The following is a 22155-nucleotide window of genomic DNA, read 5'->3' on the forward strand; positions in this document are numbered from 1 at the left end:
TTAGGGATTATTTGTTAGAAAGGCGCTCGCCGAGCGCCTTTTCACTCCTTACAGGGGCTGATCGTGAAAGACTTATTAAACTTTCTAAAAGCACAGCATAAGACCGAAGAATTTGATGCAATCAAAATCGGTCTTTCTTCACCGGACATGATTCGTTCATGGTCTTTTGGTGAAGTTAAAAAACCAGAAACAATTAACTATCGTACGTTCAAGCCTGAGCGTGATGGTCTGTTCTGTGCGCGTATTTTTGGTCCAGTAAAAGACTACGAATGTCTTTGTGGCAAATATAAGCGTCTGAAGCACCGCGGTGTTATCTGTGAGAAGTGTGGCGTAGAAGTTACACAAACTAAAGTTCGTCGTGACCGTATGGGCCACATTGAACTCGCTTCACCAGTTGCTCACATCTGGTTCTTAAAATCACTACCGTCTCGTATCGGTCTACTAATGGATATTCCATTACGTGATATCGAACGTGTTCTTTACTTCGAAATGTACGTAGTAACAGAACCGGGTATGACGGATCTAGAAAAATCTCAGATGCTTACTGAAGAAGAGTATCTAGATCGCCTAGAAGAGTGGGGTGACGAGTTCACTGCTAAGATGGGTGCAGAAGCGATCAAAGATCTGCTGTCTACTATGGATATGCACCAAGAAGCTGAACAAATGCGCGAAGAGTTAGAAACAACTAACTCTGAAACTAAGCGTAAGAAACTGACTAAGCGTCTTAAGTTAGTTGAAGCATTTATTCAGTCTGGCAATGATCCACAATGGATGATCCTTACGGTTCTTCCAGTACTTCCGCCAGATCTACGTCCTCTAGTACCACTAGATGGCGGTCGTTTTGCGACTTCTGATCTGAACGATCTATACCGTCGTGTGATCAACCGTAACAACCGTTTGAAGCGTCTTCTAGAGCTAGCTGCTCCGGACATCATCGTACGTAACGAAAAGCGTATGCTGCAAGAGTCTGTTGATGCACTTCTTGATAACGGTCGTCGTGGTCGTGCGATTACAGGTTCTAACAAGCGTCCTCTGAAATCTCTTGCTGATATGATCAAGGGTAAACAGGGTCGTTTCCGTCAGAACTTGCTTGGTAAACGTGTAGATTACTCTGGTCGTTCTGTAATCACAGTAGGTCCAACTCTACGTTTGCACCAGTGTGGTCTTCCTAAGAAGATGGCACTTGAGCTATTCAAACCATTCATCTACAGCAAGCTAGAAACTCGTGGCATGGCGACGACAATCAAAGCAGCTAAGAAAATGGTAGAGCGCGAAGAAGCGATCGTTTGGGATATCCTAGACGAAGTAATTCGTGAACACCCAGTACTATTGAACCGTGCACCAACACTTCACCGTCTTGGTATTCAAGCGTTCGAACCAGTACTAATCGAAGGTAAAGCGATTCAGCTTCACCCACTAGTGTGTGCGGCATATAACGCCGACTTCGATGGTGATCAAATGGCGGTACACGTACCACTGACTTTGGAAGCTCAACTAGAAGCTCGTACCCTAATGATGTCGACGAATAACATTCTGTCGCCAGCATCAGGTGATCCGATCATCGTACCTTCTCAGGACGTTGTATTGGGTCTTTACTACATGACACGTGACAAGATCAACGTGAAAGGTGAAGGTATGTACCTTGCTGGCCCTGAAGAGGCTGAGAAGGCATACCGTACTAAGACTGCTGAGCTACATGCTCGCGTTAAAGTACGTATCACTGAAACAGTAGTAGACGAAGACGGTAACAGCACAACAAACACTGGCTTAGTTGATACAACTGTTGGTCGTGCAATGCTATGGCAAATCGTACCGAAAGGTCTTCCATACAGCATCGTTAACCAAAAGCTTGGTAAAAAACAGATCTCTAACCTGCTTAACGAGGCATATCGTAAGCTTGGTCTGAAAGATACCGTTGTTTTTGCTGACCAAATCATGTACGCAGGTTTCGCATACGCAGCACTATCTGGTGTTTCTGTTGGTATCGACGATATGGTTGTACCTCAAGCGAAGTACGACGAAATCGACGCAGCTGAAGAAGAAGTTCGTGAAATCCAAGATCAGTTCCAATCTGGTCTAGTTACTGCTGGTGAACGTTACAACAAAGTTATCGATATCTGGGCGTCTACCAACGACCGTGTTGCGAAAGCGATGATGGATAACCTATCGTTCGAAACAGTAGTTAACCGTGATGGTGATGAAGAACAGCAAGAGTCGTTTAACAGCATCTACATGATGGCTGACTCGGGCGCTCGTGGTTCTGCTGCACAGATTCGTCAGTTGGCGGGTATGCGTGGCCTGATGGCGCGTCCAGATGGTTCAATCATCGAAACGCCAATCACAGCGAACTTTAAAGAAGGTCTAAACGTACTTCAATACTTCATCTCAACGCACGGTGCGCGTAAAGGTCTTGCCGATACAGCACTGAAAACGGCGAACTCGGGTTACCTAACTCGTCGTCTAGTAGACGTTGCACAAGATGTTGTAGTACATGAGCACGATTGTGGCACTCACGAAGGTATCGACATGATGCCTCACATTGAAGGTGGTGACGTTAAAGTTGCACTTTCTGAGCTTGCTCTTGGTCGTGTTGTTGCTGAAGATGTTCTTAAGCCTGGTACTGAAGATGTACTGATCCCACGTAATACTCTAATTAATGAGAAGTGGTGTCAGATCATGGAAGATAACTCTGTAGATAGCATGAAAGTGCGCTCAGTAGTTACCTGTGATGCAGACTTCGGTTGTTGTGCACAGTGTTACGGTCGTGACCTAGCACGTGGTCACCTAGTGAACCAAGGTGAGGCAGTTGGTGTTATTGCTGCTCAATCTATCGGTGAACCGGGTACACAGCTAACGATGCGTACGTTCCACATCGGTGGTGCGGCATCTACTGCAGCAGCAGAGAACAGCATCCAAGCGAAAACAACTGGTACTGTGAAGCTTCACAACGCTAAGTTTGTAATCAACAAAGACAAGAAACTGGTTATCACCTCTCGTGCATCTGAGATGACGATTGTTGATGAGTTCGGTCGTACTAAAGAGAAGCACAAACTTCCTTACGGTTCGATTCTGAGCAAAGCAGACAACGATTCAGTAGAATCTGGTGAAGTTGTTGCTAACTGGGAAGCGCACACCATGCCAATCATCACTGAAGTGGCAGGTCGCATCCAATTTGTTGACATGATCGATGGTGTTACCGTTACTCGCCAAACAGATGACCTAACAGGTCTATCTTCAAGTGAAGTGACTGACGCAGCCGCTCGTCCAGCAGCAGGTAAAGATATGCGTCCAGCTATCAAACTTGTTGATGCAGCAGGCAACGATGTAATGATTCCTGGTACTGATATGCCAGCTCACTACTTCCTACCTGGTAAAGCGATTGTTAACATCGAAGATGGCGCAGAAGTTGGCATCGGTGACACATTATCTCGTATCCCTCAGAAATCTGGCGGAAACAAAGATATCACCGGTGGTCTACCACGCGTAGCCGACCTATTCGAAGCTCGTAAGCCGAAAGAGCCTGCGATCCTTGCTGAACACACAGGTACTGTGTCGTTCGGTAAAGAAACGAAAGGTAAGCGTCGTTTAGTTATTACTCGTGATGGCGGTGACGCTTACGAAGAGATGATTCCTAAGCACCGTCAGCTAAACGTATTTGAAGGTGAGAAGATTGAACGTGGTGATGTAATCGCCGACGGTCCTGAAACTCCACATGATATTCTACGTTTACGTGGTATCCGCGCAGTAACTCAGTACATCGCAAACGAAGTACAAGAAGTATACCGTCTACAAGGCGTTAAGATTAACGATAAGCACATTGAAACTATCGTTCGTCAAATGCTTCGTAAGTGTACTATCACTAAAGCGGGTGACTCTGAGTTCCTACCTGGTGAGCAAGTTGAATACTCACAAGTTAAGATCGCTAACCGTGTACTAGAAGCAGAAGGCAAGGAGCTAGTGAGCTTCGAGCGTGAACTACTAGGTATCACTAAAGCATCTCTTGCAACTGAGTCATTCATCTCAGCAGCGTCGTTCCAAGAAACGACTCGCGTACTAACAGAAGCTGCGGTTTCTGGTAAACGTGATGAGTTACGCGGCCTGAAAGAGAACGTTATTGTTGGTCGATTGATTCCAGCTGGTACTGGTTTCGCTTACCACCAAGAGCGTCAAAAACAGCGTGAAGAAGAGCAAGAAGGTCCATCTGCTGAACAAGCAACAGATAACCTAGCGGCACTTCTAAATGCTGGTTTCTCTTCTAACGAGTAAGCTAGTGTAGAGATAAAGGCAGCGTAATGTTGCCTTGATAGATAAATCCTCGGGCCATGCTCGGGGATTTTTTTTATCTTTAGAAAATGAACCATTTAATGCTGGTGGCTTTCTATCTGTAGGGAACAACTAAAGAAGAAAGAAGAAAGAAGAAAGAAGAAAGAAGAAAGAAGAAAGAAGAAAGTTAAGGAAAGGAGCTAAATCGCTGATGAGAAGCGATAGTTCGACCTCCTAAGCTGATTAGAGCTCTTAGGCTAGCATTGCGGTGCACAAAACCCTCTTACCATCGTAAGAAGGTTTCGGTATCTAATATTATCTTAGATATCGTGTTATCAAGCGCCTGGTGGAACGGCTAAGCTGTCAGCGATGAGTCGAATGAGCTGATCTTCAACTTCAAAGCGAGCTTCCGTTACTTCGCCAATAAATGAGAGATCGCTGTCTAGATTCTCAAGTAAATCTTCGCTCTGTATCGCTGCGTATTTGTCCGTAAAATTCAGTAGGGGCTCTGTGGTTAACACAATCTTGCCATAAGCTTGATTGATCTCTTCTGTCACTTCGAAACCTGTAGAACGCCACTTATCCATGACCATATCGTAAATTTTGAAATGTCCTTCAGAAATATAATCAACGAGATGTTGGCAAAATACCTGAAGCTCTTTTGGTGAAGGGAGCTCTGAGACAGCGCTGTTTGTTGTACAGGGCTGTAAAGTTGCGAGTTTACAGTATTCAACAATCAGTGATTGTCTGGTCTCGAGCCAATGGTCGATGACCTCACTTGAGCCACCCCACTGTTCTTGTACTTGTTTGAATTTATTTAGCATGACCATGTCCTCATGATCGGACCACAAGAGTGGTGATCGTCATCCGTGAAAAGCAAAGTATCCATAACACAATTTAAATTCTTATCTACCTGAGTTTTCGTTGATATTTCAATCTAAATTCTGGTATGAATTTAGATTGCCAGTAAAATGGAATAACTGCAAGTGGAGAGGAACAGAGATGTTAAAAAAAAGTGACAAAGGAACCAGCGACGTTTATTGGTGCATCGTTCTTGGCAGTGACTTATGGGTTGTAGATGGCACGCTTCCTTTAGGGAGTGCAAGTGAACTCGGCTTACCTTATGAAAAAGCCGTAAACATTGGAACCTATCAGGGGATTCCAGTGATGTGGTTAAACGATGCTGATGTGGATTGTCGCTATCCATTGACCTCTTTGCGCGAGTTACTGTTATTACCTGAAGCACTTTTTCTTCTCGCAAGCAAAGCTGTTCAGTATGGACACATGACACAAACTATGCGTTTCTGCGCTCAGTGCGGAGGACGCAATCACCTAAACCATAATCAGTTAGCTATGCAGTGTGGAGATTGCCGGACATTGCATTATCCGCGTATTTTTCCATGCATTATTGTTGGGGTAAGAAATAGTAAGCAAATACTTTTAGCGCAACATCCAAGGCACCGTAATGGTATGTACACAGTTATTGCAGGCTTCTTAGAAGTGGGCGAGACGTTAGAGCAATGTGTAGCGAGAGAAGTAAAAGAAGAAACTGGAATTGATGTGAAAAATATTCAATATTTCGGTAGCCAACCATGGGCATTTCCATCCAGTATGATGATGGCTTATATCGCAGAATATGAGTCAGGGGGGTTAAAACCAGATTATAGCGAGCTGACCGATGCGCAGTGGTTCTTGCCGAGTGAGATGCCAGCTGTTGCGCCTGAAGGGACGATTGCTCGTGCGTTGATTGAACATACGCTCGATCTGCTACATGAACCGACCACGTGAAAACGATGGTAATTCAACAAAATAGCTTTCAAATGATAAAAAAAACCCTCCGGTCAAGGAGGGGGTAAGTAAGATGTCGTTATGAGATGCTGAGTACTCTCATACTCAGTATTTATTATTTTAATTTTCGCTAGCGAGCAAATTTTTATCACGCTCTATAAACAGGTGCAAATTAAGCATTGATTTAAAAGTTAATAACTTGATCTAGGTTGCAAAGCACACAGCTTTTACAGTTAAATCAGTGTTAGAATAATGGCAAATAAATAGATATAGCTTTAATTGGAAGAACGGAATGACAGAATTAAAAAATGATCGCTATCTACGCGCCTTACTTAAGCAACCTGTAGATTGCACTCCGGTTTGGATGATGCGCCAAGCAGGCCGTTACCTACCAGAATATAAAGCTACGCGTGCACAAGCAGGCGATTTCATGTCTTTGTGTAAAAACGCAGAGCTAGCATCAGAAGTGACGCTTCAGCCTTTGCGTCGTTTCCCTCTTGATGCTGCGATCTTATTCTCAGACATTTTAACCATCCCTGACGCTATGGGACTTGGCCTATACTTTGAAACTGGCGAAGGTCCGAAATTCGAGCGACCAATTACTTGCAAAGCAGATGTAGAAAAAATCGGTGTGCCAGATCCTGAAGGTGAACTTCAGTACGTAATGAATGCAGTACGCCAAATTCGTAAAGATCTAAAAGGCGAAGTGCCTTTGATTGGTTTTTCTGGTAGCCCTTGGACACTAGCGACATACATGGTTGAAGGTAGCAGCTCTAAAGCCTTCACAAAGATCAAAAAAATGATGTATGCAGAGCCAGCAACCTTGCACCTGCTGCTAGATAAACTGGCTGACACGGTTATTGAATACTTAAATGCACAGATTAAAGCAGGCGCTCAGTCGGTGATGGTATTTGATACGTGGGGTGGAGTATTAACGCCTCGTGATTACAATGAGTTCTCACTTCGTTACATGCATAAAATTGTTGATGGACTGATTCGTGAAAACGAAGGTCGCCGTGTTCCAGTTACTTTGTTTACCAAAAATGGTGGCATGTGGTTAGAATCAATTGCGGCAACAGGTTGTGATGCGGTTGGCCTAGATTGGACGATTAACATTGCTGATGCAAAAGCTCGCATTGGTGACAAAGTCGCTCTACAAGGCAATATGGATCCATCGATTCTTTACGCTCAGCCTGAACGTATTCGCCAAGAAGTTAGCTCTATTCTTGAAGGGTTTGGTGATGCAGGAACAGGACATGTTTTCAACTTAGGTCACGGTATCCACCTAGATGTTCCACCTGAGAATGCAGGCGTGTTTGTTGAAGCGGTGCATGACTTGTCTAAGCCATACCATAAATAACGAATTGGTTATTTAATTGATTTAAAACGCCGACTTATCACAAGTCGGCGTTTTTATTTATCAGTTCCAAGGGTGGCTAAATGAGTGCGAACATAAGGAAGAACGCTCTGCTCGAACCAGCCATTGCTCTTGAGCCAAATATTATTTCGTGGTGATGGGTGAGGCAATGGGATGAATATAGGCGCCCAACGTTGCCATTGTTGAACCGTTTCGGTGAGCGTTGTTGGCTTATTAGGAAGGTAATACTTTTGTGCATATTGCCCGATGAGTAGCGTCATTTCTACATTTGAAAGTTGTTCTAATACTCTTTGGTGCCATAGAGGCGCGCACTCTTTTCTTGGTGGTAAGTCGCCACTTTTACTTTTTCCGGGATAACAAAGCCCCATTGGGACAATCGCAACGAGGTTCGGATCGTAGAAATCGGATTTATCCATCGATAGCCACTCTCGAAGCCTGTCCCCACTCGCATCATCCCAAGGGATAGAGCTCCGATGTACCTTAAGCCCTGGTGCTTGGCCTATAATTAAGATCTTTGCCTTAGCTGAGGCTTGTATGATGGGGTTCGCTCCATCAATTAAGTTGGGACCACAAACTTGGCAGCGTCGAATTTCCTCGAGCAATGTATCAAGCATTAATAGCCCTTATCAAAATCAATTATATTATTGAGTTGGAAGCCATCTCGCCAAAGCTGGTAGTTGTGCGCGAATATATTGACCACCTGACGAGGTTCACTCAAGGCCGCGATATGTGGAGTCACTGTTATCTGATTAAGCTTCCAGAAAGGGTGCGTAGGAGACAGCGGCTCATTTTCAAACACATCCAGAAAAGCATGTTCAATCCAACCGTTTTTTAGTGCCAATAAAAGAGATTTATTATCTAAAGTCTCACCTCGCCCAACATTAAATAGCAACGCTCGTTTGCAGTAACTCAATGTCTCTTCATTTAAGAGTGAACGGGTATTTTCAGTTGCAGGTAACGTATTTACAATAATATCCGCTTGCTGAAAGGCGGCTTTTATTTCATTGATATGGAAAGTGTCTTTAAAGCCAAACTTTTCATTCACAGTTAGGTTTTTGGTTGGGATCCCTGTTCGATTTATTCCAATAGTATGCAACCCGAGAGCTGACGCAGTTTGAGCAAGGTGGCTACCAATGGATCCCGTGCCCAGAATAACCATCACTTTTCCGGTCAGTGACTGATAGAAGTGGGGTTGCCATTGCTGTTTGGCTTGTTGCTGGTGGTAGAGAGCAAAATGGCGGTAGTGGCTCATTGAGTAGCCCAATACATATTCTGCTATCGCGGGTCCAAAAATGCCTTTGATGTTCGTTAGCGTATAGTCTTGGCGCAAATCACCCGACACTAAAGCATTAATTCCTGCATAAGTGGATTGGAGCCAATCGAGTTGCGTGAACTCATTGAGTTTAGCCGCTGCAAGTGGGGGAGATGCGAGTACAATTTCAGCTTGAGCAGGATCCTCACAGATCTCTAAATCGGGTAGAGACTGATTTTGAATGAGTTGTTTATAGGTGTCATCGTGTTCTGTGAGAATATACAGCTTATTCGAGAAATTGTTCATAGGCTTGTCTTTTTTCCCTAAGGTTTATCAAGTACACTTCTGCTGTCCTTTTCTGCAACTATTGAGTCACTATGCTACAGAATCCACTTCAGGTTCGTCTTGAAAAATTTGAACCTTGGCAACAAATTACTTTTATGGCTTGCCTGTGCGAGCGTATGTACCCTAACTATGCCATGTTTTGTGATAATACGAAATTTGCAGAAGCTCGCGTATATCGTGACGTGCTTGATAGTATCTGGGAAATTTTGACGGTCAAAACGGCTAAAGTTAATTTTGAACGTCAATTAGAAAAATTAGAAGAGTTATTTCCAAGCGCTGATGATTTTGATATCTACGCTGTCTATCCTGCAATGGATGCGTGCCAAGGGCTATCTACGTTATTGCATGGATTACTGGATCGTGAACAGCTATTTGACTGCATGATTAAGCTGAGCCAACAATCAGTACTGACGGTTGCTCATTTAGAGCAAGCTCAAGGCGAAGATGAAATCACAAACGACAATCAAAAAGATAATGAAGCGGTTTGTGAGGAGTGGGACGTTCAATGGGCTATTTTCAGACCATTACGTGAAGCGGAAGCTCGTGACATTGAGTTGATCAAAGATTTGCGTCAAGAATTGCGCGATGAACCGTTAAGTAATATCGGTATCACGATCGATTACTAATCACGGAAACCATGTCTAAAACAAAAAAAGCTCCTCGTAGGAGCTTTTTTTATATCGATGCTATTCGTGATTGTTTTTAGTCTGTTCGTTCTCATTTGAGATGCTGTCGTCGTCATCTCGACTTTCAATCACACCATGCTTGGTTTTCCATACTTCCCAGCGCTGAAACGCGAGTTCCTGCATATCCGTATTTTTATCCGCTTCATCGATAATCTCTTCCCCTAGTAGGTATTCAAAAATATCTTCTAAGGTGATTAAGCCTTGAATTGTTCCGTACTCATCCACGACGAGAGAGAGTTGCAGTCGATTAGCCATCATTTGGTCGAATGCTTTAGGAAGCGCTAAGTTATTGAGCATGACGTGAATCGGGCGCATGACCGCACCGAGTCGCTTCTCACCTTGGCCTAACTGCTGGAGCCTGAATAACTCAAGTCTGTGTACAAACCCGATGATATTGTCTTTCTGCTCGCTGTATATCAAAGGGCGAGAGAATGGTGTGTCTTTATGATGATTAAGAAAATCATTGATGCTTATCTCTGCATCGACCCGAAAAACGACCGTTCTTGGCGTCATGACTTGGGTGACCGGTACTTCCTGGATACCCAGTAAATTACTTAGAATTTTAGATTCACCTTCTGCAAATTCTCCGCTTTCTTTGGCGAGAATTGCCATTGCGGATAATTCATCACGCATTTTGGGCGCTACATGCCCTCGCGCCAAACGTTTGGTGATTTGTTCTGAGAACCATACAAAAGGAGTCAATGCCCATACCATCCAGCGCAGTGTGGTTGCCGTCATTGGAGAGAGTTGACGCCAATAAGTGGCACCGATTGTTTTCGGAACAATTTCAGAAAAAACTAAAATCCCCAGAGTTAACACAGCTGAAAAAACACCAAGCCATTGACTGCCGAAAACAACAGAAGCCTGAGCTCCTGCTGTCGCGGCACCAATAGTGTGTGCGATGGTATTTAAAGTTAAGATCGACGCTAATGGTCGGTCAATGTCTGATTTCAGTTTAGATAACGCTTCAGCCGCAGGGTGTTCTTGTTGGCGCAGTTGTGCGATGTAACTAGGGCTGATACTCAGTAATACCGCTTCGAGAACTGAACAGATGAATGACACTCCAATTGCGATGGAGATGTAGATAATTAACAGCAGCATAATGCCTCTATATAAAAATAATTAAGGTCTCAATTGCACACGTTTTCAACGGTTTTACTGCAACTGAGACTCTATAAATTGGTTCTCAAAGCAGTAAAAACAAGGCATGGAGAAGGTTAATAGGTAACAAATTGTGAGTTATTACTCATATTATGGTTAAAAGTACGGCATTGGGACTAAAGATCGATGACAAACCTTTGCCAGATGGGGCATTTATGTTTTAGAGTGAGTTGAATTCGATAACCTATGAGAAGGGAAACCTAATGAACAAGACCCAATTAATCGACTTTATTGCTGAAAAAGCAGACCTTTCTAAAGCACAAGCAAAAGCGGCACTTGAAGCAACTCTTGGTGGCGTAACTGACGCTCTTAAAGAAGGTGACCAAGTCCAACTAATTGGTTTTGGTACATTCAAAGTGAACCATCGCAATGCACGTACTGGCCGTAATCCTAAGACTGGTGATGAGATCCAAATTGCTGCTGCAAATGTTCCTGCGTTTGTTGCTGGTAAAGCACTGAAAGATTCAGTGAAATAATTTAGACTACGCCGAGGTACTTTTATCTCGGCGTGATTCCTTAATGAAAAAACTTCTTTTAGCTTCTGTACTCACTTCTTTCCTACTTGGATGTTCCACGACATCACCACGCCCTAATTTAGATCAGTTTTCAGAGTATTCTGGCGGCCTGTCTATGGGTGATGCAACAAGCTTCTATTGGTACACCGAAAAGTTAACCAAACCAAACACCGCCGCTGATTATGTGAGTGCCGGGGATTACGGTTGGTATAAATCTGATTACCGATGGGATGAAAATCAACTGCGTGAATTCATCCGAGAAGGTCAACAGCTCAGCTTTTCTGACAACGGCTTGGTGCCATATCGCATTCATGTTCGTTTTAATAAAGAAGGTGACGCGATTTATCAGCAATACCGTTTGAATGGGAAAGTATTGCCTTTGCAACGTGAACAATTGCAGCGTTATCAACAAGAATCGCTCGCTATTATTGATACAACAAAACAGCAAAATAGAGATGGTGTAGAACTCATTCAAGGTTATTGGGATGGCAGCGAGTTTGAAACGTGCTCTGGACGCGAGTTTAATAAATTTGAATTTAATCAAACGTTACCGAGCTTTGTGATAAATCGTTTAGCCTCCATTGATAGCTATGTGGCGTTTTTAGGTAGGCAATCAAATCGTAAGCTTGAAGTGACAGAGTTGTTGATGCTTGCCGATGACGATCACGACTGTATTGAAAGAACATCGTTGCTTGACTAGCAAGAAGATGATTAAGAATTAAAAAAAGGCGCTCATTGAGCGCCTTTTTTGTGTCACATTAACGGGCCAGATTATTTTAGCTCGTTTTCGCGCTCAATCGCACGGTAACCAATGTCATTGCGGTGGAACATGCCATTCCAGCTTACTTGCTTTGTTAACGCGTAAGCACGTTCCTGAGCTTCAGATACGCTATTTCCCAGAGCGGTAGCACATAGTACTCGTCCCCCGTCGGTGATCACGTCACCAGCAGTGTTATTCGCAGTACCAGCGTGGAAAACCTTTTGGCCTTCAACTTCGCTTGTTGGTAGTGAAATTACATCACCTTTTACGTAGTCAGCAGGGTAACCGCCAGCCGCAAGAACCACACCGATAGACGCTCGTGGATCCCATTTAGACTCTGCTTCATCGAGTTTCTCGTCGATAGCCATTAGGCAAAGCTCAACAAGATCCGATTCCATACGCATCATGATAGGTTGCGTTTCTGGATCGCCGAAGCGGCAGTTGTATTCGATAACCTTAGGTGTGCCGTCAGCATCGATCATTAGGCCTGCGTAAAGGAAACCGGTGTAAGGTGCACCTTCTGCATCCATGCCACGTACCGTTGGGTAGATAACTTCCTCAAGGATACGGTTGTGGATTTCAGGAGTTACTACTGGAGCTGGAGAATAAGCACCCATGCCACCTGTGTTAGGGCCAGTGTCTTTGTCGCCAACACGTTTGTGGTCTTGGCTGGTGGCCATAGGCAGAACGCTAGAACCGTCAACCATTACGATGAAGCTTGCTTCTTCGCCTTCAAGGAACTCTTCGATAACCACGCGGCTGCCTGCTTCGCCAAATGCGTTGCCTGCTAGCATATCTTTGATTGCGTCTTCAGCTTCTTCCAGTGTCATCGCAACGATAACGCCTTTACCCGCCGCAAGACCGTCAGCTTTTACTACGATTGGAGCGCCTTGCTCACGTACGTAAGCGATAGCTGGGTCAATCTCAGTGAAGTTTGCGTAATAACCCGTTGGGATGTCATGACGAGCTAGGAAGTCTTTGGTGAATGCTTTAGAGCCTTCAAGCTGTGCCGCCGCTTGAGTTGGGCCAAAGATTGGTAGGCCGACTTCGCGGAATGCATCTACCACTCCAATAACCAGTGGTGCTTCAGGGCCAACGATAGTCAGTTCGATTTTTTTCTCTTGAGCAAAAGCGACTAAACCAGCGATGTCTTCAACACCGATGTTTACGTTCTCAAGTTTCGGCTCAAGTGCAGTGCCTGCGTTACCTGGAGCGATGAATACCGTTTCAACGTTTGGGTTTTGTGCTGCTTTCCAGCCTAGTGCGTGCTCACGACCGCCAGCACCAATAATCAATACATTCATTTATTTATCCCTTGATAGCTGCGCCATATTGCTAATCTCTGTGTCGAGCTTGCTCATTTATACTTATAAACTCCGCGAGCTCTCCTTGACCTTATCAATATGGCTTTGCTCTAAAATGAAAATTTCTAAATTAAGAGTATTTCAAATTAGCTAAATTAAATAAGTTTTGCTCAAAGTAGTTGGCGCTTGCGTCATTCAACTATTCGAGGCCGCTTTAAATCAGTGGGAGCGCTAACAAGGCGACAAGCGAGCTTATCCCTATGAGCATAGCCCGCTATGTGATTAGGGTAAGCGAGCGTAGTCAACGCAGTTACCGCCCCAATGATGACAAGAGAATTAGTGGCGGAAGTGACGCATACCAGTAAAGATCATCGCCATGCCATGTTCGTCTGCTGCTGCGATAACTTCATCATCACGCATAGAGCCGCCTGGCTGGATAACGCACTTGATGCCTGCTTCTGCTGCCGCGTCGATACCGTCACGGAATGGGAAGAATGCATCAGATGCCATTGCACAACCTTCAACAACTAGACCTTCGTCAGCCGCTTTGATGCCTGCTATTTTAGCAGAGTAAACGCGGCTCATTTGGCCAGCGCCGACACCAATCGTCATGTCACCTTTCGAGTAAACGATAGCGTTAGATTTAACGTACTTCGCTACTTTCCAGCAGAATAGTGCATCTTTTAGCTCTTCAGCTGTAGGTTGGCGCTTAGAAACGACTTTTAGGTCGTCTTCAGACACCATGCCTTGGTCGCGGTCTTGAACTAGCAGGCCGCCGTTAACGCGCTTCACATCAAAGCCAGTCGTCTTCGTTGTCCACTCACCACACTCTAGTAGGCGAAGGTTTTTCTTAGCCGCTACGATTTCTACTGCTTGTGCAGAAACAGACGGTGCAATGATAACTTCAACGAATTGACGCTCAGTGATAGCCGTTGCTGTTGCTGCGTCTAGTTCACGGTTGAATGCGATGATGCCGCCAAATGCAGACGTTGGGTCTGTTTTGAATGCACGGTCGTAAGCTTCTAGGATGTCTTCACCTAGTGCTACACCACATGGGTTAGCGTGCTTAACGATCACACATGCTGGCTGGTCGAATTCTTTCACACATTCAAGTGCTGCGTCAGTATCAGCGATGTTGTTGTAAGAAAGGGCTTTGCCTTGGATTTGGCGAGCCGTTGAAACTGATGCCTCTTCAGGGTTTGCTTCAACGTAGAATGCGGCTGCTTGGTGGCTGTTCTCACCGTAGCGCATATCTTGTTTCTTCTCGAACTGTTGGTTGAACGTGCGAGGGAATTTCGACTCTTCGTCAGCCTTCTTACCTTCTTCATCAAGTAAAGAGGCGCCGTAGCTAGGAACCATAGTACCGAAGTAGTTAGCTATCATGCCGTCGTAAGAAGCTGTGTGCTCGAATGCTGCGATAGCGAGGTCGAAGCGAGTCTCTAGCGTTAGAGATTTCTCGTTCGCGTCCATTTCAGCAACAACGCGCTCGTAGTCGTGTGCGTTAACAACGATAGTTACGTCTTTGTGGTTTTTCGCTGCAGAGCGAACCATTGTAGGACCGCCGATGTCGATGTTTTCAACAGCGTCAGCAAGGGTACAACCTTCTTTAGCAACGGTTTCTGCGAATGGGTATAGGTTTACCACAACCATATCGATAGGGTTGATACCGTGAGTGGCCATCACGTCATCATCTTGGCCACGACGGCCAAGTACGCCACCGTGAACTTTCGGGTGCAGAGTCTTAACACGGCCATCCATCATTTCAGGGAAACCAGTGTAGTCAGATACTTCTGTCACAGAGATGCCTTTTTCAGCAAGCAGGCGAGCGGTACCGCCTGTCGATAATATATCTACACCACGGTTAGTTAGAGCTTGTGCAAACTCAACGATACCAGTTTTGTCTGATACGCTGATAAGAGCGCGGCGAATAGGGCGAGCGTTATTCATGCTTCCATCTTCCTCAAATTCACGGAGTTAAAGTTAAACTAAAGATATTTGCCAAAAAATGAACCTGTTCTTATTGCATTTTAAAGCCATACATTAAAAACTGGGTTTATTTTGGTAAAGACCTTTTGCGTTAATGGAGTGTATCTGTAACTCAAATTTGATGGCGCACATTCTAACCAATTAATGACATAAAAGCTCGCGCAATCGATTGGCATCTCAAAAATAATTATAAAAAAGTGCATTTAGGCGCTTAAAAGTAACGAAATGGTTAATAGAGGACATTATGTTTCAGATAGGAGAATTGGCAAAACGTTGTGGTGTAAGTACTGATACGCTACGTTTCTATGAGAAAAACCAGTTGCTTCATCCTGCTGGGCGAAGTGAATCTGGGTATCGTCTATATAATGAAAAAAATCAGCAACAAGTTACCTTCATCTTAAAAGCAAAATCTCTAGGGTTAAGTTTGGACGAGATAAAAGAGCTATTAGAGATTAAGTTGGAAGCAACACAGCATAGTTGTGCGGAAGTAAAATCGATCACGTCTTCTAAGCTCGATATGATTGATGAGAAGATTGCAGAATTGACGAAGATCAGAAGTGCATTGAAAAAGATTAATGACGCCTGTTGTGGGCATGTTGACGATGATGCGAGCCACTGTTCTATCTTGGCTGCATTAGAATAATGAGGTTTTTGTCTAGGCTCTTTCAATATTTGACGGCGAGATCAACTACACTGCTATAGTGTGTTTTATTTGGAGCAAAGAATGGCAGATCAAAATGTAGCGCAAATTTTAACGGCGTTTAGCAAAATTGAAGCTCAGTTGACGGCTCAGAATCGCACCTTGTCTGAATTGGCTGGAAAAGTCGATAAGCTTGAAAAGCAAAATATACAGCTGGTTAAGATGATTCAAGAAAAAACACACCTTGATAAATCAATGCAACAGTTAGATGGTGAGGGTAAAGTTGAAGTTACTCGACGCTTAAAGGTGTTGGAAGATAAATCAAAGAAAATTATCGATATGCTACAAGCGGGTGGTATTGGTGGTAAGAAAAGAGCTTGGCCTTAATGAATTCTATTTAGTCTTTGATACTTCAGATAGAATACGTGCCCATTTGTTGTTCAGTTAGTAGACGTGAAAATGAAATTAACGAAAGGTTTTACATTAATCGAGTTGGTTGTTGTGATTGTTGTTTTGGCTATTTTAGCCGTTGTCGCTGCGCCAAGGTTTTTATCTATTAATGAAAATGCCGACGTATCCGTGGTTAAAGGTCTTAAAGGTGCATTATCATCATCGTTTGGGATCGCCTATGGAAAGTTGATTGTTGATGAGCATGATGTGACAAATCGCGTAATACTATTGGACCCACGAGATCCGGAAGATGCTTGGTGTAAGCCAATAGCACCAGAGGTTCAATGTTCATTTGCTTATGGCTACCCTTCAAGCCGTGGCACGATTAAATCGGTAACTGAACTTGGTGATGATTGGAATATTAACCAGAGTGGTGGGGATCAAAAAGTATTTAAAATATATCTTAAAAAAGATGCCGATACGACGAGCACCGAAGGTACTTATAGTGATTTTTCACCATTAGCAGGCTCTTGCTATGTTGAATATATCGTGGATTACACACTGGGTTTAGAACTCGATGACCGGATCCGAATAGCAAATAAAAACTGCGGCTAATGTTATACCGTTGATGGTTATTTGTCGCAGTTAGTCTAGTTCACTTTCATTGTTTCATTTACAAAAAAAGCCAAACTATAAATAGCTTGGCTTCAAAGTAAAATAAACAGAAGAACTGTATTAGTTCATGCCGTATTTTTTAAGTTTCTTACGAAGAGTACCACGGTTGATACCCATCATAGTTGCTGCGCGAGTTTGGTTGCCGCGAGTGTATTGCATGATAGTGTCTAGTAGTGGCTGTTCAACTTCTGCCAAAACTAACTCATATAATTCGCTGACTTCCTGACCATTTAATTGAGCAAGATAGTTTTTCAACGATGCTTTAACAGAGTCACGTAGTGGCTTCTGAGTGATTTGATCTTGTGATGTAACTGTAGTCACTGTTAATGCTTCTGAAGTCAGATTTTGTTCGAACATATTTGGTCTAGCTCTTCTCGTAATTATGATGCAACGTTATCAAAATAACCTTCTAACGCTTCAAGTTGCAGCTGTGCTGCTTCTATCGCATTGAAGGTACGGCGAAACTCACTGGCTTGCTCATGCTCTTTTAGATACCAACCCACATGCTTGCGAGCAATGCGAGGGCCTAAGTACTCCCCATAAAACTGGTGAAGTGCGTCAACATGACCAAGTAAAATGCTTTTTACTTCCTCAAGAGGAAGTGCAGGCATCGTGGTACCGTTTACCAAGTAGTGTTGGATTTCCTGAAAAATCCAAGGTCGGCCCTGGGCGGGACGTCCTATCATTAAAGCGTCTGCACCTGTGTACTCCAGCACATACTTCGCTTTCTCAGGACTGTCGATATCACCATTGGCGATAACCGGAATCGAGATAGCTTGTTTAACCGCTTTAATGTTGTCGTATTCGGCCTCTCCTTTGTACATACAAGCTTTTGTGCGCCCATGTAGCGCTAAAGCTTGGATGCCGCAGTCTTCGGCTAATTTCGCAATATGGACACAGTTTCTGTTTTCTGTGTCCCAGCCAGTACGGGTTTTCAACGTCACAGGAACATCGACTGCATTGACTACCGCCTTAAGAATATCTTCGATAATCTCTGGATACTGTAGCAAAGCAGAACCGGCTAGCTTTTTATTTACTTTTTTTGCTGGACAACCCATGTTGATATCGATGATTTGCGCACCGTTTTCAACACTAAATTGAGCCGCCTCGGCCATAAGCTGTGGGTCAGCACCTGCAATCTGTACAGAGCGAATGCCCGATTCGCCCTCATGTACCATGCGTTGTTGCGACTTCGATGTTTTCCATACTTTGGGGTTAGAGGACATCATTTCACTGACAGCCATCCCCGCACCATAGCGAAGACATAACTCACGGAACGGTCTATCCGTCACTCCAGCCATAGGGGCCACGATTAGATTGTTCTTAAGTTTATAATTTCCGATTTTCAAAACATCATCACAGTTCTGTACCAGCAAGGGCGCGCATTTTACGCATTTTTTCGCTCCGTGAAAAGACTAATATTTGAGCATTTACAATTTGTTTATGTAATTTGTATAAATTTCAGTCAATTAGGGCGTAAAGTCTTATCTAGCCTTGCTTGTAACCAGATATACGACACCACTCTTGCTGCTCTACTATCGGATCTATGTGAAGCTCATCACGATAATAATTGGCAACATCTTCAGCTTGTGTATCTAAAACACCCGACATGGCAAGTTGACCATTTGGCTTAATTAAGCTTTTGATGATGCCTGAAAGTTCACGCAGTGGACCAGCAAGAATGTTGGCAACGACCACATCAGCAGTGAAATTTTCAGGTTGGTCTTGGGGTAGGAATAGCTCAAGTTGATCGGCAACACCATTGCGTTGTGCATTATCTTTAGAGGCCGTTAATGCTTGAGGATCGATATCGATCCCAACCACTTTTGCCGCACCAAGCTTGATCGCCGCGATCGCAAGGATCCCTGAACCACAACCGAAATCAAGAACCGTTTTTCCTTTTAGGTCTAGGCCTTCTAGCCACTCTAAGCAAAGTGATGTTGTTGGGTGAGTACCTGTACCGAACGCTAAGCCAGGATCAAGCATCACGTTAATCGCATCAGGTTCTGGAACATCACGCCAGCTAGGGCAGATCCATAAACGCTCACCAAACTTCATTGGGTGGAAGTTTTCCATCCATTCACGTTCCCAATCTTTGTCTTCGAGCTGCTCAACTTTATAAGCGAAACCTGCTTCAAGCATGTCGCTACTCTTGATTTGCGTGATGATGAAGTCTGTATTGGCTTCTGCGTCATATAACGCGACGATATCAGTATCACCCCAAAGTCGAGTCTCACCCGGCAGAGGTTCAAATACAGGCGTATCGTGTGCATCTAAAAAGGTGACAGATAACGCGCCTGTCTCTTCCATTAGCATGTCGCCAATTTGCTCTGCGTTGGCGTTAGTCGCATTAAGTTTGATTTGAATCCAAGGCATGATATTTGCTCTTTCGTTTCACGATGATTGAAAATTTGCTGCAGAGTCTACCAGAGTTCTACACAATTCAGAAAATAGAATAAAAAATGCCCACCGAAGTGAGCATTTTATGCGTTTCATGTTTCAATATTTAATACGTCAACATCGAACACTTAAGCTTTGCGTACAAGCTAAAAGTGATTATTGAAGACCAAGTTTTTTCTCAAGGTAGTGGATGTTTGCCCCACCGTGTTGGAAATTCTCGTCATTCATAATGGCTTGCTGTAGCGGTACGTTCACGTGAATACCTTCCACAATCATTTCTGAAAGGGCGTTCTTCATGCGAGCGATAGCAACGTCGCGGTTCTCACCGTAAGTGATAAGCTTACCGATCATTGAATCGTAATGTGGCGGTACTGTGTAGCCCGTGTAGATATGAGATTCCCAACGAACGCCCATACCACCTGGAGCGTGGAAGCGTTGAATTTTGCCTGGAGAAGGCAGGAATCGTACAGGATCTTCAGCGTTAATACGGCACTCAATTGAGTGACCACGCAGTTTGATATCATCTTGTGTGAATGATAACGGCTGACCAGCAGCAATGCGTAGTTGCTCTTTTACCAAATCGATACCAGTCACCATTTCAGTGATAGTGTGCTCAACTTGGATACGAGTATTCATTTCGATGAAGTAGAACTCGCCATTTTCGTATAGGAATTCAAATGTGCCAGCACCACGGTAACCAATTTCGATACAAGCACGGGTACAACGCTCACCAATGTATTTACGCATCTCTTCAGTGATGCCTGGTGCCGGAGCTTCTTCCACTACTTTTTGGTGGCGACGTTGCATAGAACAGTCACGTTCACCTAGGTGGATTGCATTACCTTGGCCATCTGCAAGAATTTGAACTTCAATGTGACGAGGGTTTTCTAGGAATTTCTCCATGTAAACCATGTCGTTGTTGAAACATGCTTTTGCTTCAGCACGCGTCATCGCGATAGCTTCTGTCAGTTCTGCTTCAGAACGAACAACACGCATACCACGACCGCCGCCGCCGCCAGATGCTTTAATGATAACTGGGAAGCCGATGCGTTTTGCGTGAGCTTTGTTTTTCGCTTCATCATCGTTAAGAGGGCCGTCTGAACCTGGTACACAAGGAACGCCCGCTTTCTTCATTGATGTGATAGCCGATACTTTGTCGCCCATCATGCGGATGGTTTCCGCTTTAGGGCCAACAAAGATAAAGCCAGAGCGTTCTACTTGCTCTGCAAAATCTGCGTTTTCAGATAGGAAGCCGTAGCCTGGGTGAACCGCAACCGCACCAGTTACTTCCGCTGCACTAATAATGCGAGGAATGTTCAGGTAGCTGTCGATACCGCGAGCAGGACCAATACAGATGGTTTCGTCAGCAAGAAGTACGTGTTTTAAATCACGGTCAGCAGTTGAGTGTACCGCAACGGTTTTAATACCAAGCTCTTTACATGCACGCAAAATACGTAGCGCAATTTCGCCACGGTTTGCGATAACTAATTTATCTAACATATCGAGTGACCTCTATTATTCGATCACAACAAGTGGTTGATCAAATTCAACGGGTTGGCCATCTTCAACAAGAATTGCAACTACAACACCAGATTTATCGGCTTCGATTTGGTTCATCATTTTCATCGCTTCAACGATGCAAAGAGTTTCGCCAGCAGTAACTTGTTGGCCTACTTTTACGAATGGTTTTGCATCAGGGCTTGAAGCACCGTAGAAAGTACCAACCATTGGCGAAAGAACTTGGTGTCCTGCTGGTGCAGCTGGAGCTGATTCTTCTGCTGTTGCTGCAACTGGTGCCGCGGCTACTGGTGCTGCTACAGGAGCGGCCATCGGTGCTGCTGCGTATTGGATTGGAGCAGGTGCACCAGTGTGGTTACGACTGATTCGTACCGACTCTTCACCTTCAGAGATTTCAAGTTCAGCAATACCAGACTCTTCTACTAGTTCGATAAGTTTTTTGATTTTACGAATATCCATCTTTTCTTTCTCTTTGTCTTGTTAAGTGACCTAAACTCTATGACCGAGTAGGTAAGTATTAGTTCTATCTATTCATATGTAATAAATAGATTACTTTGACTGGAGCTTGTTCAGCGCCGCAGCCAAAGCGAATTGATAACCTTGCGCGCCTAATCCACAAATAACGCCTTCTGCTTTATCGGATAGATATGAGTGATGGCGGAATGGTTCACGTGCATGAACATTGGATAAGTGCACTTCAATAAATGGGATCGCAACCCCGAGCAATGCATCACGTAGTGCTACGCTCGTATGAGTAAAAGCGGCAGGGTTGATGATGATAAAATCAACCTTTTGGTATGCAGCATGGATTGCTTCGATCAGTTCATATTCACGATTTGATTGCAGGTGGGTTAACTCCACCTCGGCTTCCTTGGCTTGTTCTGACAGGGCCGTCACTATTTGATCTAACGTTTGAGAACCGTAATGTGCGGGCTCTCTTAAACCGAGTAGATTAAGATTTGGGCCATTCAGAAGTAGAATGCTTAACTTTGCAGGCATCTTGGGCTTATCTTCCTTTATCGTGAAACGAATACCAATATTCCCATATTATTTACAAATCAGCGTTAATTTCTAGTGAAAAAAACACTGATTTT

General features: G+C 44.1%; 21 protein-coding genes. 9 read left to right on the top strand and 12 right to left on the bottom strand.

From position 1 onward, the window contains the following. Positions 1-63: 63 nt before the first annotated feature. Positions 64-4266 carry a DNA-directed RNA polymerase subunit beta' gene (rpoC, locus tag L4C39_RS10620; protein WP_113795399.1) on the top strand — a complete coding sequence of 1401 codons (4203 nt, stop codon included), beginning with the start codon at positions 64-66 and terminating at the stop codon, positions 4264-4266. 332 nt (positions 4267-4598) lie between these two features. On the opposite strand, the gene L4C39_RS10625 is transcribed toward rpoC, so the two are convergent. Then, positions 4599-5093: an Rsd/AlgQ family anti-sigma factor gene (locus tag L4C39_RS10625; RefSeq protein WP_040887246.1), complete on the bottom strand. Its 495-nt coding sequence runs from the start codon at positions 5091-5093 to the stop codon at positions 4599-4601. A 172-nt stretch (positions 5094-5265) separates the two neighbouring features. Here L4C39_RS10625 and nudC point away from each other — a divergent pair, with 172 nt between their 5' ends. Next, complete coding sequence (gene nudC, locus L4C39_RS10630) at positions 5266-6051, top strand: NAD(+) diphosphatase (protein ID WP_429745800.1); 786 nt, start codon at positions 5266-5268, stop codon at positions 6049-6051. A gap of 292 nt (positions 6052-6343) precedes the next feature. Continuing rightward, positions 6344-7411 (top strand): uroporphyrinogen decarboxylase, encoded by a 1068-nt coding sequence (hemE, locus tag L4C39_RS10635; protein ID WP_017053186.1) that lies wholly within the window; start codon positions 6344-6346, stop codon positions 7409-7411. A 53-nt stretch (positions 7412-7464) separates the two neighbouring features. Here hemE and L4C39_RS10640 read toward each other — a convergent pair whose 3' ends face one another. Together L4C39_RS10640 and L4C39_RS10645 are read right to left on the bottom strand one after the other, a co-directional pair. Then, positions 7465-8043, bottom strand: coding sequence for a uracil-DNA glycosylase family protein (locus tag L4C39_RS10640; RefSeq protein WP_429745802.1), 579 nt, complete (start codon positions 8041-8043; stop codon positions 7465-7467). Further along, a complete protein-coding gene (locus tag L4C39_RS10645) occupies positions 8043-8987 on the bottom strand; it encodes a D-2-hydroxyacid dehydrogenase (protein ID WP_429745804.1) in 945 nt (314 codons plus the stop codon). Before L4C39_RS10645 ends, L4C39_RS10640 begins: the two co-directional genes overlap by 1 nt. 71 nt (positions 8988-9058) lie before the next feature. Between L4C39_RS10645 and L4C39_RS10650 the strand changes: the two genes are divergently transcribed. Further along, complete coding sequence (locus tag L4C39_RS10650) at positions 9059-9652, top strand: YjaG family protein (RefSeq protein WP_113795403.1); 594 nt, start codon at positions 9059-9061, stop codon at positions 9650-9652. Positions 9653-9712: 60 nt separating this feature from the next. On the opposite strand, the gene L4C39_RS10655 is transcribed toward L4C39_RS10650, so the two are convergent. Next, a complete protein-coding gene (locus tag L4C39_RS10655) occupies positions 9713-10813 on the bottom strand; it encodes a CNNM domain-containing protein (protein WP_171757088.1) in 1101 nt (366 codons plus the stop codon). A gap of 263 nt (positions 10814-11076) precedes the next feature. Between L4C39_RS10655 and hupA the strand changes: the two genes are divergently transcribed. After that, the gene (hupA, locus tag L4C39_RS10660; protein WP_017053190.1) at positions 11077-11349 is read left to right on the top strand and encodes a nucleoid-associated protein HU-alpha; all 273 of its coding nucleotides are present in this window, start codon (positions 11077-11079) and stop codon (positions 11347-11349) included. Between the two features lie 43 nt (positions 11350-11392). Beyond that, complete coding sequence (locus L4C39_RS10665; protein ID WP_017053191.1) at positions 11393-12088, top strand: DUF1481 domain-containing protein; 696 nt, start codon at positions 11393-11395, stop codon at positions 12086-12088. Positions 12089-12159: 71 nt separating this feature from the next. On the opposite strand, the gene purD is transcribed toward L4C39_RS10665, so the two are convergent. Continuing rightward, on the bottom strand, positions 12160-13452 hold the full coding sequence (purD, locus tag L4C39_RS10670) for a phosphoribosylamine--glycine ligase (RefSeq protein ID WP_429745808.1): 1293 nt from the start codon (positions 13450-13452) through the stop codon (positions 12160-12162). A gap of 336 nt (positions 13453-13788) precedes the next feature. After that, a complete protein-coding gene (purH, locus tag L4C39_RS10675; protein WP_371712093.1) occupies positions 13789-15399 on the bottom strand; it encodes a bifunctional phosphoribosylaminoimidazolecarboxamide formyltransferase/IMP cyclohydrolase in 1611 nt (536 codons plus the stop codon). A 283-nt stretch (positions 15400-15682) separates the two neighbouring features. Here purH and zntR point away from each other — a divergent pair, with 283 nt between their 5' ends. The 3 genes from zntR (at position 15683) to L4C39_RS10690 (ending at position 17083) form a co-directional block, all read left to right on the top strand. Then, on the top strand, positions 15683-16081 hold the full coding sequence (gene zntR / locus L4C39_RS10680) for a Zn(2+)-responsive transcriptional regulator (protein WP_017053194.1): 399 nt from the start codon (positions 15683-15685) through the stop codon (positions 16079-16081). An 81-nt stretch (positions 16082-16162) separates the two neighbouring features. Then, positions 16163-16465, top strand: a complete 303-nt coding sequence (locus L4C39_RS10685) for a hypothetical protein (RefSeq protein ID WP_113795407.1) — start codon at positions 16163-16165, stop codon at positions 16463-16465. A gap of 72 nt (positions 16466-16537) precedes the next feature. Then, the gene (locus L4C39_RS10690) at positions 16538-17083 is read left to right on the top strand and encodes a prepilin-type N-terminal cleavage/methylation domain-containing protein (protein ID WP_429745811.1); all 546 of its coding nucleotides are present in this window, start codon (positions 16538-16540) and stop codon (positions 17081-17083) included. A gap of 120 nt (positions 17084-17203) precedes the next feature. Here L4C39_RS10690 and fis read toward each other — a convergent pair whose 3' ends face one another. From fis to aroQ, 6 genes are all read right to left on the bottom strand, one after another. After that, positions 17204-17500: a DNA-binding transcriptional regulator Fis gene (gene fis, locus L4C39_RS10695; protein ID WP_004729744.1), complete on the bottom strand. Its 297-nt coding sequence runs from the start codon at positions 17498-17500 to the stop codon at positions 17204-17206. 23 nt (positions 17501-17523) lie between these two features. Continuing rightward, positions 17524-18492, bottom strand: coding sequence for a tRNA dihydrouridine synthase DusB (gene dusB, locus L4C39_RS10700; protein WP_429745824.1), 969 nt, complete (start codon positions 18490-18492; stop codon positions 17524-17526). A gap of 139 nt (positions 18493-18631) precedes the next feature. Further along, on the bottom strand, positions 18632-19519 hold the full coding sequence (gene prmA / locus L4C39_RS10705) for a 50S ribosomal protein L11 methyltransferase (protein WP_113795410.1): 888 nt from the start codon (positions 19517-19519) through the stop codon (positions 18632-18634). Positions 19520-19699: 180 nt separating this feature from the next. Further along, positions 19700-21043, bottom strand: coding sequence for an acetyl-CoA carboxylase biotin carboxylase subunit (gene accC, locus L4C39_RS10710; RefSeq protein WP_113795411.1), 1344 nt, complete (start codon positions 21041-21043; stop codon positions 19700-19702). A 15-nt stretch (positions 21044-21058) separates the two neighbouring features. Continuing rightward, on the bottom strand, positions 21059-21520 hold the full coding sequence (gene accB, locus L4C39_RS10715) for an acetyl-CoA carboxylase biotin carboxyl carrier protein (RefSeq protein WP_113795412.1): 462 nt from the start codon (positions 21518-21520) through the stop codon (positions 21059-21061). A 90-nt stretch (positions 21521-21610) separates the two neighbouring features. After that, on the bottom strand, positions 21611-22060 hold the full coding sequence (aroQ, locus tag L4C39_RS10720; protein ID WP_113795413.1) for a type II 3-dehydroquinate dehydratase: 450 nt from the start codon (positions 22058-22060) through the stop codon (positions 21611-21613). Positions 22061-22155: the final 95 nt, after the last annotated feature.

This window comes from Vibrio clamense (assembly GCF_050337905.1).
GTDB lineage: Bacteria > Pseudomonadota > Gammaproteobacteria > Enterobacterales > Vibrionaceae > Vibrio > Vibrio cortegadensis.

What these genes read in the sequence shown, in the direction of transcription:
- L4C39_RS10625 (WP_040887246.1), bottom strand. Translation starts at nt 5,093, where the DNA reads ATGGTCATGCTAAATAAATTCAAACAAGTACAAGAACAGTGGGGTGGC.
- nudC (WP_429745800.1), top strand. Translation starts at nt 5,266, where the DNA reads ATGTTAAAAAAAAGTGACAAAGGAACCAGCGACGTTTATTGGTGCATC.
- hemE (WP_017053186.1), top strand. Translation starts at nt 6,344, where the DNA reads ATGACAGAATTAAAAAATGATCGCTATCTACGCGCCTTACTTAAGCAA.
- L4C39_RS10640 (WP_429745802.1), bottom strand. Translation starts at nt 8,043, where the DNA reads ATGCTTGATACATTGCTCGAGGAAATTCGACGCTGCCAAGTTTGTGGT.
- L4C39_RS10645 (WP_429745804.1), bottom strand. Translation starts at nt 8,987, where the DNA reads ATGAACAATTTCTCGAATAAGCTGTATATTCTCACAGAACACGATGAC.
- L4C39_RS10650 (WP_113795403.1), top strand. Translation starts at nt 9,059, where the DNA reads ATGCTACAGAATCCACTTCAGGTTCGTCTTGAAAAATTTGAACCTTGG.
- L4C39_RS10655 (WP_171757088.1), bottom strand. Translation starts at nt 10,813, where the DNA reads ATGCTGCTGTTAATTATCTACATCTCCATCGCAATTGGAGTGTCATTC.
- hupA (WP_017053190.1), top strand. Translation starts at nt 11,077, where the DNA reads ATGAACAAGACCCAATTAATCGACTTTATTGCTGAAAAAGCAGACCTT.
- L4C39_RS10665 (WP_017053191.1), top strand. Translation starts at nt 11,393, where the DNA reads ATGAAAAAACTTCTTTTAGCTTCTGTACTCACTTCTTTCCTACTTGGA.
- purD (WP_429745808.1), bottom strand. Translation starts at nt 13,452, where the DNA reads ATGAATGTATTGATTATTGGTGCTGGCGGTCGTGAGCACGCACTAGGC.
- purH (WP_371712093.1), bottom strand. Translation starts at nt 15,399, where the DNA reads ATGAATAACGCTCGCCCTATTCGCCGCGCTCTTATCAGCGTATCAGAC.
- zntR (WP_017053194.1), top strand. Translation starts at nt 15,683, where the DNA reads ATGTTTCAGATAGGAGAATTGGCAAAACGTTGTGGTGTAAGTACTGAT.
- L4C39_RS10685 (WP_113795407.1), top strand. Translation starts at nt 16,163, where the DNA reads ATGGCAGATCAAAATGTAGCGCAAATTTTAACGGCGTTTAGCAAAATT.
- L4C39_RS10690 (WP_429745811.1), top strand. Translation starts at nt 16,538, where the DNA reads ATGAAATTAACGAAAGGTTTTACATTAATCGAGTTGGTTGTTGTGATT.
- fis (WP_004729744.1), bottom strand. Translation starts at nt 17,500, where the DNA reads ATGTTCGAACAAAATCTGACTTCAGAAGCATTAACAGTGACTACAGTT.
- prmA (WP_113795410.1), bottom strand. Translation starts at nt 19,519, where the DNA reads ATGCCTTGGATTCAAATCAAACTTAATGCGACTAACGCCAACGCAGAG.
- accC (WP_113795411.1), bottom strand. Translation starts at nt 21,043, where the DNA reads ATGTTAGATAAATTAGTTATCGCAAACCGTGGCGAAATTGCGCTACGT.
- accB (WP_113795412.1), bottom strand. Translation starts at nt 21,520, where the DNA reads ATGGATATTCGTAAAATCAAAAAACTTATCGAACTAGTAGAAGAGTCT.
- aroQ (WP_113795413.1), bottom strand. Translation starts at nt 22,060, where the DNA reads ATGCCTGCAAAGTTAAGCATTCTACTTCTGAATGGCCCAAATCTTAAT.